Origin of the sequence: Halomonas campaniensis (assembly GCF_002211105.1) — a bacterium.
GTDB classification, from domain to species: Bacteria; Pseudomonadota; Gammaproteobacteria; order Pseudomonadales; family Halomonadaceae; genus Vreelandella; species Vreelandella campaniensis_A.
Genome location: NZ_JPUA01000019.1, coordinates 1 through 13,767 on the forward strand (window position 1 = coordinate 1; position 13,767 = coordinate 13,767).

Annotated in this window: 11 protein-coding genes; 6 read left to right on the plus strand and 5 right to left on the minus strand. The window is 54.5% G+C overall.

Annotated elements, in window-relative coordinates; translation table 11 throughout:
* Together JI62_RS06720 and hglS are read left to right on the plus strand one after the other, a co-directional pair.
* On the plus strand, positions 1 to 1,165 hold a 1,165-nt coding region (locus JI62_RS06720), incomplete at its 5' end, for a (Fe-S)-binding protein (protein ID WP_141101303.1).
* A 1-nt stretch (position 1,166) separates the two neighbouring features.
* On the plus strand, positions 1,167 to 2,528 hold the full coding sequence (gene hglS / locus JI62_RS06725) for a 2-oxoadipate dioxygenase/decarboxylase HglS (protein WP_088699422.1): 1,362 nt from the start codon (positions 1,167 to 1,169) through the stop codon (positions 2,526 to 2,528).
* A 167-nt stretch (positions 2,529 to 2,695) separates the two neighbouring features.
* Here the strand turns inward: hglS and amaA are convergent, their stop codons facing one another.
* The 3 genes from amaA to amaB all read right to left on the minus strand — a co-directional run bounded on the left by amaA (position 2,696) and on the right by amaB (position 7,069).
* A complete protein-coding gene (gene amaA / locus JI62_RS06730; RefSeq protein ID WP_088699423.1) occupies positions 2,696 to 3,988 on the minus strand; it encodes an L-pipecolate oxidase in 1,293 nt (430 codons plus the stop codon).
* A gap of 56 nt (positions 3,989 to 4,044) precedes the next feature.
* Positions 4,045 to 5,505, minus strand: coding sequence for a Na+/H+ antiporter NhaC (nhaC, locus tag JI62_RS06735; protein ID WP_088699424.1), 1,461 nt, complete (start codon positions 5,503 to 5,505; stop codon positions 4,045 to 4,047).
* A gap of 70 nt (positions 5,506 to 5,575) precedes the next feature.
* On the minus strand, positions 5,576 to 7,069 hold the full coding sequence (amaB, locus tag JI62_RS06740; RefSeq protein WP_088699425.1) for an L-piperidine-6-carboxylate dehydrogenase: 1,494 nt from the start codon (positions 7,067 to 7,069) through the stop codon (positions 5,576 to 5,578).
* Between the two features lie 123 nt (positions 7,070 to 7,192).
* Here amaB and gcvA point away from each other — a divergent pair, with 123 nt between their 5' ends.
* The gene (gcvA, locus tag JI62_RS06745; RefSeq protein WP_088699426.1) at positions 7,193 to 8,077 is read left to right on the plus strand and encodes a transcriptional regulator GcvA; all 885 of its coding nucleotides are present in this window, start codon (positions 7,193 to 7,195) and stop codon (positions 8,075 to 8,077) included.
* A 48-nt stretch (positions 8,078 to 8,125) separates the two neighbouring features.
* Here gcvA and JI62_RS06750 read toward each other — a convergent pair whose 3' ends face one another.
* Positions 8,126 to 9,718 (minus strand): BCCT family transporter, encoded by a 1,593-nt coding sequence (locus JI62_RS06750; RefSeq protein ID WP_088699427.1) that lies wholly within the window; start codon positions 9,716 to 9,718, stop codon positions 8,126 to 8,128.
* 345 nt (positions 9,719 to 10,063) lie between these two features.
* On the opposite strand from JI62_RS06750, the gene JI62_RS06755 reads away from it, so the two are divergent.
* The 3 genes from JI62_RS06755 (at position 10,064) to JI62_RS06765 (ending at position 12,895) form a co-directional block, all read left to right on the plus strand.
* Positions 10,064 to 11,125, plus strand: coding sequence for an ABC transporter substrate-binding protein (locus JI62_RS06755; protein WP_240513161.1), 1,062 nt, complete (start codon positions 10,064 to 10,066; stop codon positions 11,123 to 11,125).
* Between the two features lie 2 nt (positions 11,126 to 11,127).
* Positions 11,128 to 11,910: an ABC transporter ATP-binding protein gene (locus tag JI62_RS06760; RefSeq protein ID WP_088699428.1), complete on the plus strand. Its 783-nt coding sequence runs from the start codon at positions 11,128 to 11,130 to the stop codon at positions 11,908 to 11,910.
* Between the two features lie 214 nt (positions 11,911 to 12,124).
* A complete protein-coding gene (locus JI62_RS06765; protein ID WP_088699429.1) occupies positions 12,125 to 12,895 on the plus strand; it encodes an ABC transporter permease in 771 nt (256 codons plus the stop codon).
* 13 nt (positions 12,896 to 12,908) lie between these two features.
* On the opposite strand, the gene JI62_RS06770 is transcribed toward JI62_RS06765, so the two are convergent.
* Complete coding sequence (locus tag JI62_RS06770) at positions 12,909 to 13,679, minus strand: DUF481 domain-containing protein (protein WP_088699430.1); 771 nt, start codon at positions 13,677 to 13,679, stop codon at positions 12,909 to 12,911.
* Positions 13,680 to 13,767 lie beyond the last annotated feature (88 nt).

Genomic DNA, 13,767 nt, shown 5'->3' on the forward strand with positions numbered 1-13,767 from the left:
ATTGCGGGTGGCGAACACCCTAAGCCGCAAGCAGCACCACGACTACTCCCACGAAGTTTATGACGCCATGGCGGGCTGCTTGGCGTGTAAATCCTGCGCGGGGCAGTGCCCGGTTAAGGTCAACGTCCCCCAGTTTCGTTCTCAGTTTTTAGAGGTCTACCACGGCCGCTACCTGCGCCCGATTCGTGACTACGTGATCGGCGGCACCGAATTTATGCTGCCCACCCTGGCCAAGGCGGCACCGCTGTATAACGCGGTGATTGGCCAGCGCTGGGTAGAGCAACTGATGCGCCGCACCTTGGGCATGAGCGATTCACCGGCGCTTTCACGAGCCAGCGTCAAAAAGCAGCTCAACGCCTGGGGCGTCGCCGAGGCAACGCCGCTCTCGCTGACCCTGTTAACCGAACAGCAGCGCGCCAATAGCGTGATTATTGTACAGGATGCCTTCACCACCCACTTTGAAGCCAAGCTAGTGATGGACGTGGTGGAACTGCTGTCACGTCTGAATCTACGCGTATTTGTGATGCCCTTCTCCGCGAACGGCAAACCGCTCCAGGTGCAGGGCTTTCTGGGCGCCTTTGAACGCACCGCCGCCAAGCAGGCCGAGCGGCTACGCACGTTGGCCCGCTTTGATATCCCCATGGTGGGCATCGACCCGGCGATGACGCTCACCTATCGCCAGGAGTACATCAAAGCGCTAGGCAATGAGGCGGTGCCGGAGGTGCTGATGCTACAGGAGTGGCTGGCAACCCGTATTAACACGCTAGCGCCCAGCAAGCTCAAGTTGACCGACCCAGGCTTTAAGCTGCTCTCCCACTGCACCGAGAAGACCAACGCGCCAGGTAGCCCTAAAGCCTGGCAGCAAGTGTTTGCGGCGTTTGGGTTAGAGCTTGAGCTGATGGCCACCGGCTGCTGCGGTATGTCCGGCACCTACGGCCATGAAACCCGCAACGTATCGACCTCAAAGGCCATTTACGCCCAGTCCTGGCAGCCGCAAGTGGAAGCCGAAGAGAATGCAGGAAAGCTACTGGCCACGGGCTACTCCTGCCGCAGCCAGGTGAAACGTTACTCAGCGCAAACGTTGCACCACCCCTTACAGGCACTATTGGCGCAATTGAAGTCGGTATCACATCGTTATCCAACAATAGGCAAGAGAGAGCAATAAAATGACCCAAGCAGATCTTCTTTCAACCAATGATGTTCGCGACCGTTTCTCCAAGGCCATGTCGGCCATGTATCAAACAGAAGTGCCCCAGTACGGCACGCTGCTTGAACTTGTGGAAAGCGTTAACCAGGAAACGCTTAGCCAGCAGCCGGAACTGCATCGCCGCCTAGAAGCCCAGGGCGAGTTGGCACGTTTGAGTGTAGAGCGCCATGGTGCGATACGTGTAGGTACAGCCGATGAGCTTTTCATGCTGCGCCGTCTGTTTGCTGTCATGGGCATGTATCCGGTCGGTTATTACGATCTCTCTGAAGCGGGCGTGCCGGTTCACTCAACCGCCTTCCGGCCCATCGACGATGACGCGCTGGCGATGAATCCTTTCCGCGTTTTTACCTCGCTACTGCGTTTAGAACTCATTGAAAGTGAGGCGCTGCGCCAGCGTTCAGAAGACATTCTGGCGAAGCGCGATATTTTTACGCCAGGGGCGCGCGAACTTATTGAGCGTCATGAAACTCAGGGGGGATTAACCAGCGAAGAGGCCGACCAGTTTGTAAAAGAAGCCCTGGAAACCTTCCGTTGGCACCAGGATGCGACGGTTGATCTGGATACCTATCAAGCGCTACACGATGAACACCGGTTGATTGCCGATGTGGTGTGTTTCCGCGGGCCGCATATTAATCACCTGACGCCGCGCACCTTGGATATCGACGAAGTGCAGCGCCGCATGCCTGAAATGGGCATGAACCCCAAAGCTGTGATTGAAGGGCCGCCGCGTCGTGAATGCCCCATTTTGCTACGCCAAACCAGCTTTAAGGCGTTAGAAGAATCAATCCGCTTTGCCGGTGATGCCCAAGGTACCCACACGGCGCGCTTTGGTGAAATTGAGCAGCGTGGAGTGGCGCTAACGCCGAAAGGCCGCGCGCTATATGACCAGTTGCTTAACGAAGGTCGTGAACAAACCGCGGGGCTGGATAACGACGCGCACCAAACGGTTATGGACAACGTCTTTGTCAAGTTCCCGGATAACGATGAGGCAATGCGCCGGGAAGGCTTGGCATATTTTCACTATCACCTGACAGCGGCAGGTCAGGCTGCTAAAGAGAGTGCCGGTCGCGATATTGAGGCGTTGATCGAGCAAGGCCTAGTGGAAGCCCAGCCAATTACCTATGAAGACTTTCTACCGGTCAGCGCGGCGGGTATTTTCCAATCGAATCTAGGAGGAGGGCAGAATGAGGCCTATGCGGGTAACGCTAATCGTGATGCCTTTGAGGAAGCGCTAGGTGCTCAAGTAACGGATGAGCTATCGCTCTACGCAGAGCGCGAAAACGCCTCTAAAGCGAAAGTGCTGGCAAGTTTAAAAGGTTAATCCGTCGTTTATAAAGAACTGCAGCATAAAGATGCGCTGCAGTTCTTTAATAAGAGGGCCCTTAAATAAGTGGGTTTAGGCAGTAGTTAAACGATAAAAAAACGTGCGCCTGCGGTTAACTCGAGGCGCATGTTTTTATTTAAAGAATGTTAAGTAGTGACACCTGATTAGATCAGTACCCGTAAACACTGGCCTGCATGATATAGCGAGAAACCGCTCTCATAGGCACAGCTCCATAACGGGCGTGCTCTGATGGGTTTAGGCTGCGATAACGGCAAAGGGAGCAGGCTGTCATCGCCATTGGCAATATAGTGAGCAAACCCTTCGCCAACTACGGTGCCAGTGGTAACGCCGCGCCCGTTGTAACCGGTGGCTGACAATATCCCAGGGGCAGGTTCAAAAATACGTAAGGTGTGGTCAGGGGTAAAGGCGACCTTACCTGTCCAGGTGTATTCCCAGCGAACGTTGCCGAGCGCAGGGAAGTAGTGATTCTGTATCGTATCGGCCCAGCGGGTGAGGTAAGAGAGCGGTTTACCCTCACCTTTGCCCAGGCTGCCCAGCAATAAGCGCCCCGCCTTATCGCGACGAATGCTGCTAAGTACCGTTCGAGTGTCCCAAGCACCTTGTTTCTCTGGAAGTATCGCATCGGCGGCGTCGCCGGTAAGGGGTTCCGATGCTAGCTGATAGTAATGCCCGGTAAAAAAGTGCTGACGGACTTGATTCCAGTCATCTTCGGTATACGCATTAGTCGCCATTACGACTCTATTTGCGGTCACGCTGCCGTTTTGGGTTAGCACGCGCCAGCGATCTCCTTGTCGCTCGATACCGGTTACCGCGCTGTGGCAGTAAAGCGTGGCCCCTAGTTTTGCAGCAGCGCGAGCGAGACCTTGCGTATAGGCGCAGGGGTTGATAGTGCCCGCGCGCTTATCAAGCAGTGCAGCATGTATCTGAGAGGTTCCCGTCATCCGCTCGCATGCTTCGCCTTCGATTAAGGTGACCGGCGCTCCCCGGTTTTGTAGCTGATCCCTGCGGCGAGCCAGCTCTTGGCAGCCTTTGGTGTTATGGCCAAGGTGCAGCGTGCCTGTTCGGGTGGCATCGCACTGAATGGCATGGCGCTCAATGATATTGAATACCTTTGACGGCGCGCCGCCTAGAACAGTATTAACCCGCTCACCGTTCTCTTTGCCTAGCGCGGCCACAATGTCATCGGGGGGTATCCAAAGCCCCGCGTTCACTAGACCAACATTGCGTCCTGACCCGCCACTGGGAATATCTCCCGCCTCCAGCAAGGCTGTTTTGATACCTTTCTCGGCCAGATGCAATGCGGTGGAGAGGCCCGTAATCCCGCCGCCCACCACACACACATCGACCTCTTCATGGCTGGCTAACGCGGGGTAATCTAGAGGTGTTTCGGCACTCGTTTGGGGCCAAAGGCAGCGCTCGGAGAGGGGCGTTGGCATTTTTTAGTATCTCCTTAAAAAGAAGCGCAGGTCGGCCCAAGGCCGACCTTTTATGGCTATGAAGTAGGTTGTTGAGAGGAGGGGGCAGAGTGTGGTGCATCAGTAGCGTTTGTTTCAGGCTGCTCCGGTTCGTCGCGGGGAATAAAGCGGCCGGTTAGTGCCCAAAACAGTCCGAATAGCGGTGATAGCCAGCAAGCGAAAGCGAAAGGTGCATAAGCCAATGTGGGTACACCTATGGTCGATGACACAAAACCGCCGCCCATGTTCCAAGGAATCAATGGAGAAGAAAGCGTGCCGTTGTCTTCGATCGAGCGCGACAGCGTACAGGTTTTATATCCCATGGCTTGATACTGACCTTTTAACAAACGGCCGGGTAAGACCAGCGTTGTATACACATCGCCGATAATAGTACTCACTGCAAGCGTAGTGCCGGAGCTTGTCGCCACTAGGCTGAAACGACCTTTAATTAACCGCATTAGCTGTTTAATGATCGCATCAACGGTGCCGTAGGCTTCCAGCATGCCAGCGAAACCTAACGCAAAGAACGTTAAGGTAACCACCCAGGTCATGGAGAGCACGCCACCACTGCTTAGCAGTGCATCAATGGCTGGATTGCCGGTATCGCTGCTAAAACCATTCTGCATGGCATCAAATACCGCGTGTAAGGTCTCGCCTTGAACACCGATGGCTACCAGGCCGCCTATAGCTGCGCCGGTAAAAATGGTTGGAAAAGGCGGAAACTTGGCGAGCGCTAGAGCGATGACAACACAGGGGGGGATAAGCGTTATCCAAGAAAGGGTAAAGGTGTCATCAAGCGCCTGACGAAAGGTGGCAATATCGGTGCTTCGTTCGAACTGGCCGCCATAGTCAGCGCCGAGCCATACATAGAGCACCAGCGCTATCAGCATCGCGGGAACGGTGGTCGCCATCATGCTGCGAATATGGCTCCATAGATCCGTTTCACAGACCGCCGGTGTTAAATTGGTCGTCTCTGATAAGGGCGACATTTTATCGCCAAAGAAGGCACCTGAAACGAGCGCGCCGCCCGTAAGGTGCATGGGAATACCCAACCCTTCCCCGATCCCCATTAGGGCAAGCCCGAGTGTCCCGACCGTGCCCCAGGACGTGCCCGTTGCCAGCGATACCAGGGCACTAATCAAACAAGTAGCGACCAAGAAATAGGAGGGCGAAACCAACTGAAAACCATAATACATCAGCGTGGGAACAGTGCCGGAAAGAATCCAGGTGCCAATCACCATGCCGACCGCCAAGAGAATAAAAATGGCGGGCATTCCTAGCTTGACCACCTCCAGCATTGAGGCTTCCATCTTTTCCCAGGGAACGCCGCGTATGCGCCCGCACATGGCGCAAATCATAATGCCGAAAGCTAAGGGAATATGGGGAGTAAAGTCAGAGAAGATAAAAAACTGCAGTATAAGAATGGCGGTAGTGGCCAGCAGCGGAAGTAGCGCCATCGCGAGGCCCGGCGTCGGGCCGATTTGGACATCGTCACGCATACATCACCTTCTTTTTTTATGTTGTTAGTAAGGGCTCTTTAGATAAGAGCCCTTGCTTGATGGGGAAGGGTTAGTCGAACTTAATGCCTTGTGCTAACGGGAGTTCGCGGGAGTAGTTCACGGTGTTAGTTTGGCGACGCATATAGCTCTTCCAGACGTCGGAACCGGACTCACGACCACCGCCGGTCTCTTTCTCGCCTCCAAACGCTCCACCAATTTCAGCGCCACTGGGGCCGATATTGACGTTAGCGATACCGCAATCACTGCCGACGGCAGATACGAAGGTTTCAGCTTCACGCACGTCGGTCGTGAAGATGCAGGATGACAGGCCTTGGGGTACGTCGTTGTTGGTGGCAATGGCCTCATCCAGCTCCTTATAGCTGAGCACATAGAGAATGGGCGCAAAGGTTTCATGCTTTACCAGCGAATTTTGCTCGGCCACTTCAACAATGGCAGGCTCGACATAGTAGCCTTGATCGTTGTTAGCGATCTCAACACGGCTTCCTCCGAAGACATTCGCACCGTGTTCACGAGCCTTGGCCAGTACGCTCTGCATGGCGTCGAAGGCCTGGTGATCGATCAAGGGGCCTACCAGATTGCCTTCCAGTGGGTTGCCGATGCTCACCCCTTGATAAGCTTTTTTTAGCCGCGCTAATACATCATCCTTGATGGACTCATGAACGATCAGGCGTCGAAGCGTGGTGCAGCGCTGGCCTGCTGTACCGACCGCGGAGAAGAGAATGGCGCGCGTCGCCATGTCCAGATCGGCACTCGGTGCCAGAATCATCGCATTGTTGCCGCCCAGCTCGAGAATGCTACGACCAAAGCGCGACGCCACTTTGGGGCCGACTTCGCGACCCATACGGGTGCTGCCAGTGGCACTGATAAGCGCTACGCGTGAGTCATCCACTAGCTGCTCGCCCGCTGCCCGTTCGCCAATAATCACCTGGCTCAAATGCTTGGGCGCTTCGTCACCGAACGCCTTTATCGCACGATCCAATAACGCTTGGCAGGCGAGTGCTGTTAACGGGGTTTTTTCAGACGGCTTCCATAGCAGGCTATTGCCACATACCAGTGCCAGGGCTGAATTCCATGCCCAGGGAGCAACAGGGAAGTTGAACGCGGTAATCAGGCCAATCGGGCCTAATGGATGCCAACTTTCCCGCATATGGTGGCCAGGGCGCTCGGAGGCGATGGTCAGGCCAAATAGCTGGCGGGATTGGCCAACGGCAAGATCGCAAATATCGATCATTTCCTGAACTTCACCCAGGCCTTCCGGAAGAATTTTGCCACACTCCCAGGTGACTAACTCGCCAAGCGATTGTTTGTGTTGGCGTAATTGATCGCCAAACAAACGAACCAATTCACCGCGCCGAGGGGCTGGCACGCTTTTCCAGGCGAGAAAGGCTTTTTCTGCATTCGAGATAGCGGTATCCACGTCGCTATTGGATGCCGTTTTTAGACGACCAATCTCGCTGCCATCAATGGGCGTTGTAACAATAAGATCGCCGCCTTGATACTGCTCTTTTGTGACGCCCATTTTTTCCATCAGGGAATGAATCATTGCTTCACCAAATATTGAGTTGTGAGTAAATTGGTTGCAGCGCCAGTATTGCTAGGGTATTGGTGAGCCTTCAAACGATGTTTATGAAAAATATCATTCCTTTATTTCATGAGGTGGGTTGGGGTGCGACGTCGACATTTGCCTTCTTTAACCGGCCTGCACTGTTTTGAAGCAGCTGCTCGCCACCTGAGTTTCACCCGCGCAGCGGACGAGCTAAGTTTGACCCAGAGTGCTGTAAGCAAGCAGGTGTCGCAGTTGGAAATGACCCTGCAACATCCGTTATTTAGAAGGGTGAGAAAGCGTCTTCACTTGACGCCAGAGGGGGCGGTTTACCTGAGTGAAGCGCGCAAAATATTAGCCCAGGTAGAAATGTCGACACGCTACATGCAGTCCTATGGCGTCGAGGCCGATGTGCTCAATGTGGCCACATTGCCCACTTTTGGTGCGCGATGGTTGATCCCAAGATTGAACGGATTTCGCTTTAAGCATCCTAGTATTAATCTCAATATCTCTAATCGTTCCGAGCCGTTTGACATGCAGAAGGAGCGTATTGAGATCGCCTTCTTTTTTGGTCACGGGGTATGGCCGCGAGCAGAATGCATTAAATTATTAGATGAGGAAGTAGTGCCTGTCTGTGCGCCTAGTGTCATGAGTCAAACAGACGTCAATGATCCGCTGGCGCTAACCAAGATGATTCTGCTGCAGGTATCTACTCGTCCTGAAGCATGGCACGACTGGTTTGAAGCCCAACAGCTATATACCGAACACAGCTACCACGGGCCAAGATTTGATACCTTTTATATGGCCCTTCGCGCAGCGCGAGCAGGCTGCGGAGTTGCGTTAGTGCCAAGATTTCTAGCCCAAGAAGAACTTGATGAAGGGAAGTTAGTCATTCCCTGGCCGTTCTCACTGAACAGCCAGGATGCTTACTATATGGCCTACCCAGAACATATGGCTGACCTGCATAAGGTCAAATCATTTACTGAATGGATTAAAGCGCGGCTCTAAGTTAAATGCTAAAAGTGCTAAACAGCTTACTTAACTAGCTGCTTAGCACTATGGGTCACTCAATATTATGGGGCACTCAATAATGCCCTGTTCCCGAGCCATGGCGTAGGCTGCCTTGGGGCCATCCCAAAGCGAGGGCAATAGAATGAACGACACCGGGATGGCGGTTATCACAATAAATTGTTGAAGGGCCGAAATTTGGCCTGCGCCCATATATAACAGCACCGCCGCCATAACCGCCATGGCGATTCCCCAGAAGGCGCGAATATAAGGGCTTGGATCGTCGTGGCCCGCGCCAACAACCGCAATAGCGTAGCTCATCGAGTCACCGGTGGTGGCAACGAATATCGTCGTCAGCACTAAAATGGCTAGCGTCATCCAGGCGCCGCCCGGCAACGCCTGGGCTACCGTCAAGGTGGCGACATCAAACTGAAAGTTATTAAGCGCCTCGCTTAGCTCAATGGCGCCCGTCATTTGGTAGTAAATACCTGAACCACCGAGCAGGGTAAACCACACGGTGGTGGCAATGGGGGCGAGAACCGCTACTGCGATGATCATCTCACGGATGCTGCGGCCACGGGAGATACGCGCCACAAAAATCGCCACCAGCGGGCCAAAACCGATAAACCATGCAAAGAAGAATACCGTCCACCACTGCATCCACCAGGCGGGAGCGGTTTCTGCTGTCATCGTCGCCATGGGGAAGAAATCGTTAATATAGACGCCCATACTGGCTACGTAGCTGTTGAATAGAAATAGGCTAGGGCCAAACACCATAATCACGCCGCCCACGGCAAGGGCCAGGAATACATTGAAACGGCTAAGCATCTGCATACCTTTATGCACGCCGCTCATCGCTGATAGCACGTACATACTGGCTAACACGGCCAAGATGACCAATTTACTGGTGTAGCTGTTGGGCAGGCCGAACACTTCATGCAGGCCAAAACTGACCTGAGTCGCTAAAAAACCAATCGGGCCTACGGTACCGGCCACGACGGCGATGACACAGCAGGCGTCAATGATTCCACCCAGAGGTCCGCGCATTAGCCGTTCCCCCAGTAAAGGGTAGAGCAGAGTGCGTGGTTGCAACGGCTGGCCTTTCACATAGTGAGCATGGGCCAGCACGATAGCGGTTAGTGATCCCAATACCGCCCAGCCAATAAACCCCCAGTGCATAAACGACTGCCCCAAGGCGTTGGAAACGGCTTCCGCCGTGCCTGCTTCGCTATCAAAAGCTGGCGGCGTAACGATGAAATGGTAAATCGGCTCCCCGGCGGCAAAAAATACCCCGCCGCCTGCAAGTAACGTACACAAAATGATCGAGAGCCACTTAAATGTGCTCATTTCTGGTGCATCTAAATTGCCAATTTTGGCCTTTGCGGCGGGTGTGACCGCCAATCCCATCGCAATAAAGAAAGTGAGTAGCAGAAGCAACTGGAAGTAGCTACCCAAGGCTAGCGCCGTCCAAGCGAAGCCTCTGCTAATGGACTCAGCGACTAACGTCACGTCGTAAAGTGATAGTGACAAAAACGCGACGATAAAACCGATGCTCAAAAGCAAAACAATAGGATCGCCGAGCGAAAGCCGCCCAGAACGGTAAGTGTCAGGGGCTTCGCCGGTAGAGGCGGGGTGATTCATGTTGAATACCTTGTAGGGGCAGGGCTGGCTAAAACAGCAGCCTATCGACGCCTTTTGTTAAGCGGCGAAGTGCTGATTAATGTGCCAAATAACGGATAAAAAAAAGCGCCATTCAAGGAATGGCGCAAGACAGGAAACTGGGCTTAGTATATCGCCAATTTAGACCAACGTCTAATATGTTTTAACTTGGTGCATAGTCCAGGTGCAAATGCACTGTTTTGGCCATACGGTGGTAGGTGGTAATACCTGGGTGGAAATATAACAATTTGAAAATAAAGTAAAAATCCAATAATGGCAGTATTGCTGCAAAGCTAAAGCATATTTTGTATACAAGGTATGCTCACGATGATGACCTCCACTTCGAAACGCCGTTTTTCTACTGCGCGCCTGCTCGCTGGCTGCGCAGCAGCGGTGGTTTTAATACCGGCTGTCAGCCATGCCGACGACACCCAAATACGCTTTCAGCTGGATTGGCGCTTTGAAGGCCCCTCCGCGCCGTTTTTAATGGCCGCTGAGAAGGGCTACTTCGCGGATGAGGGGCTGGACGTTCAGATCGATTCCGGCAGCGGCTCGGCGGGGGCGATTAACCGCGTGGCGTCTGGGGCCTACGAAATGGGCTTTGGCGACCTTAATGCGCTGGTCGAGTTTCTCGCTGAAAATCCCGATGGCCCCGGTATTCAGGGCGTCTATATCGTCTACGACGGCACACCCGCTGCAGTGTTTGCGCGTAAAGAGAGCGGTATAGAGAGCCCGGCTGACTTAGCCGGTAAAACCATCGCCGCTCCCGCCTTTGACACCGGTTACCGCGCCTGGGGCGTGTTTGCTGCCGCTAATGATCTGGAAGCCGACGCAGTTGAGTGGCAGAACGTCGACCCCACGCTGCGTGAAACGCTGCTCACTCGGGGCGATGTGGATGCCATCACCGGCTTTTACTTTACCAGCCTGCTCAACCTTGAAGAGCGCGGTATGAGTGAAGACGAACTGACGATTATGCCGTTCCCCGACTACGGCGTGCCGCTTTACGGTAACGCGATTATTGCCAGCGAATCCTTCGCCGAATCTAATCCAGACGCTGTGGAGGGTTTTCTGCGCGCCTTCAACCGCGCCCTTGGAGACACCATTGCCGACCCCGAGGCCGCTATTGAGTATGTTAAGAGCCGTGACGGTCTGATCGATGTGGAGATGGAGACCCGACGCTTGAAACTGGCCCTGGATAGCGTGGTTGATACCCCCGATGCCCGTGAGCATGGCGTAGGTGGCGTAGATGAAGCGCGCTTGGAGCAGGCCATTCAACTGGTCGCCGACGCCTATGACTTGCCCTCGGTGCCTTCGCCGGATCAGGTGTTTAACTCAAGCTACTTACCTACTCAGGAAACGCGCAGGCTGTTTTCGGCAGAGGGTGAATAAGCATGTCGGCAGCCTTCGTCACCTTTGATGACGTTAGCCTGGCCTACGATAAGTCGGGCAACGCCATTGAAGACATCAACCTGAGTATCCACGAAGGCGAGTTCGTCGCTTTCGTGGGCCCCTCCGGCTGCGGTAAATCGACCTTTATGAAGCTCTGCACCGGTCTGCATGCGCCTACCACTGGTGCCGTGCGAGTGGATGGAGAGCCGGTTACAGGCCCTCTGAAGATCTCCGGCATGGCGTTTCAAAATGCCAACCTGCTGCCCTGGCGCACCACCTTGGATAACGTCTTGCTGCCGCTGGAAATCGTCAAACCTTACCGCCATCAGTTTCGTAAGCGGCGCGAAGAGTTTGTTGGCTGGGCACGCAAGCTGCTCAAGACCGTGGGGCTTGAAGGCTACGAAGATCAGTACCCGTGGCAGCTTTCCGGCGGTATGCAGCAGCGGGCGTCGATCTGCCGGGCGCTGATTCACCAGCCGCGTTTACTAATGCTGGATGAACCCTTCGGTGCGCTGGACGCCTTTACCCGCGAAGAGTTGTGGTGCGTGCTGCGCGACCTGTGGGAAGCACAGCGCTTTACGGTGGTACTGGTGACCCACGACCTGCGCGAAGCGGCGTTTCTAGCCGATACGGTTTATATTATGAGCCGTCGCCCCGGCCGGGTGATCGAGCGCCGTCAAATCGAGTTGCCGCGCCCCCGTGCGCTGGAAACCACCTACCAAAAACCCTTTATTGATCTGGTTCAGGAGCTGCGGGCTCAAATTGGCGAAGTGCGCAGCACTTGATACCCGCATTTAATGGTTATTCATCAGCTTATGTGGGAGGCCGCTTCCAGCGGGCGAAGGGTGCCGCAGGCACCCCCGGCTATAAAGCTGGCAGCCTAAATGGTCGCGAGCTAAAGCTACCTCCCACCGGAGCTGTTATCAGGCTGGCAAAGCCAATTCCACTCTTAGTAACAAGAAACCTACTTAATATCAGTACTAAATAAAAGGTACATTTATGGCACAGAATCACCCGTTAATTGAACGACTGGCGCCATGGATCGCCGTGGTCGCTCTGGTCATTATCTGGGAAGTCACGGTGCGGGTGTTTGATGTGCCCAGCTTTATCTTTCCCAGTGCCCTGGAAACCGCCCAGGCACTGGTGACCTATTCCGGGCCTATCGCCATGCACTCCTGGCAAACCTTCTGGACAACGCTGATTGGCTTTGGCCTGGGTGTTGCCGTGGGGCTGGTGTTGGGCTTTATTATCGGTTCTTCGCGCTTTCTTTATAACGCTTGCTACCCACTGTTAGTCGGCTTTAATGCCATTCCCAAAGTGGCTTTTGTGCCCATCCTGGTCGTCTGGTTTGGGATCGGTTCAGTGCCGGCCATTCTCACCGCCTTTTTGATCTGCTTTTTCCCCATTGTGGTCAACGTGGCCACCGGTTTAGCCACGCTGGAACCTGAGATGGAAGACGTGCTGCGGGTACTGGGCGCGCGGCGTATGGATGTGTTGTTAAAAGTAGGCCTGCCGCGCTCGCTGCCCTACTTCTTTGCCTCACTGAAGGTCGCCATTACCCTGGCGTTCGTGGGCACGGTGGTGTCAGAAACCGTCGCTTCCAATCAGGGTATTGGCTACCTGATGATGAGTGCCGGTTCGCAAATGCGTATGGGGCTGGTCTTTGCGGGGCTGCTGGTGATCAGCGCCATGGCCATGGTGATGTACGAACTGTTTGCTCAACTGGAGAAACGGATGACCGGGTGGGCGCACCGGGGGCAGAATCGCTAAGCCAATAGGGGACTTACCAACGGTAGAGCAAAGAAGCGCTGGTGGTCGTATCGGTGCGCACATTGGTGTCGTCAGGTGGCTGTGAATTGTGCTTGATTTCGTGAGATAAGCGCAGCGATAGCTTTGAGTTGAGCCGTGCTGTAAGCGCTGTCAGCGACCGAGAGGTGGTGTTTTGGTCAGTATACTCCAGCGACATTTCCTGCTGAATATCGGCGTAGTCCGAAAATCCCCAGCGATAGTCCAGCGCGGTGTAAGTCACCATTAAACGTTCATCATCGTACTCGCGCAGCCGGTCATGACGATAACCCGGGCCTGCTTCCAGCGACAGCGTATGGGTGTCGTTCTCCAGAATCTGGCGCCCGTAGCCGCCAATTGCGGAGAGCTGCTGATCGTAACCGGCAAAGCGATCTTTCTCCCAGCGGGCAAAGCCAAAGAGATAGTGCGGGCCATCCAGTTCATAGCGTTCGCGCCCCGACACCAGGTACTGCTCGGCACTGGTCTCGTCATCCTTGGTAACGTTACGCACCTCTCCACGCAGCGAGTAGGTGAAGTTGCCGGTCAGCCAGGTCAGTAGCGTTTTACCAATCAGCGTCTGGCTGTTGGTGTTGCCTGAAAGGTGAGTAAAACCCAGTTCAGCATCGCCGCTAAACACAGGCGCATCATCAGGAGGAGGGGGAGGGCCATAAAACGGATTGGCATACGCCGCGGTTAACCACAGGGGCCAGCAGGCCAGCAAGAGTATCCATCGAACGATCGCCACAATATCCCTCCTTGGTTTCGGCATTACGCCATTATATCAGCGAACGATGACTTTAGGGTGACGGCGATTACGCCGTTGGCTAGCGCGTGCCATAATGGCGCGGTCACGCATT

Coding starts and splice junctions, on each gene's coding strand:
- JI62_RS06765 (WP_088699429.1), top strand. CDS start 12,125: ATGGCACAGAATCACCCGTTAATTGAACGACTGGCGCCATGGATCGCC.
- nhaC (WP_088699424.1), bottom strand. CDS start 5,505: ATGCGTGACGATGTCCAAATCGGCCCGACGCCGGGCCTCGCGATGGCG.
- JI62_RS06770 (WP_088699430.1), bottom strand. CDS start 13,679: ATGCCGAAACCAAGGAGGGATATTGTGGCGATCGTTCGATGGATACTC.
- JI62_RS06755 (WP_240513161.1), top strand. CDS start 10,064: ATGATGACCTCCACTTCGAAACGCCGTTTTTCTACTGCGCGCCTGCTC.
- amaA (WP_088699423.1), bottom strand. CDS start 3,988: ATGCCAACGCCCCTCTCCGAGCGCTGCCTTTGGCCCCAAACGAGTGCC.
- amaB (WP_088699425.1), bottom strand. CDS start 7,069: ATGATTCATTCCCTGATGGAAAAAATGGGCGTCACAAAAGAGCAGTAT.
- JI62_RS06750 (WP_088699427.1), bottom strand. CDS start 9,718: ATGAATCACCCCGCCTCTACCGGCGAAGCCCCTGACACTTACCGTTCT.
- JI62_RS06760 (WP_088699428.1), top strand. CDS start 11,128: ATGTCGGCAGCCTTCGTCACCTTTGATGACGTTAGCCTGGCCTACGAT.
- hglS (WP_088699422.1), top strand. CDS start 1,167: ATGACCCAAGCAGATCTTCTTTCAACCAATGATGTTCGCGACCGTTTC.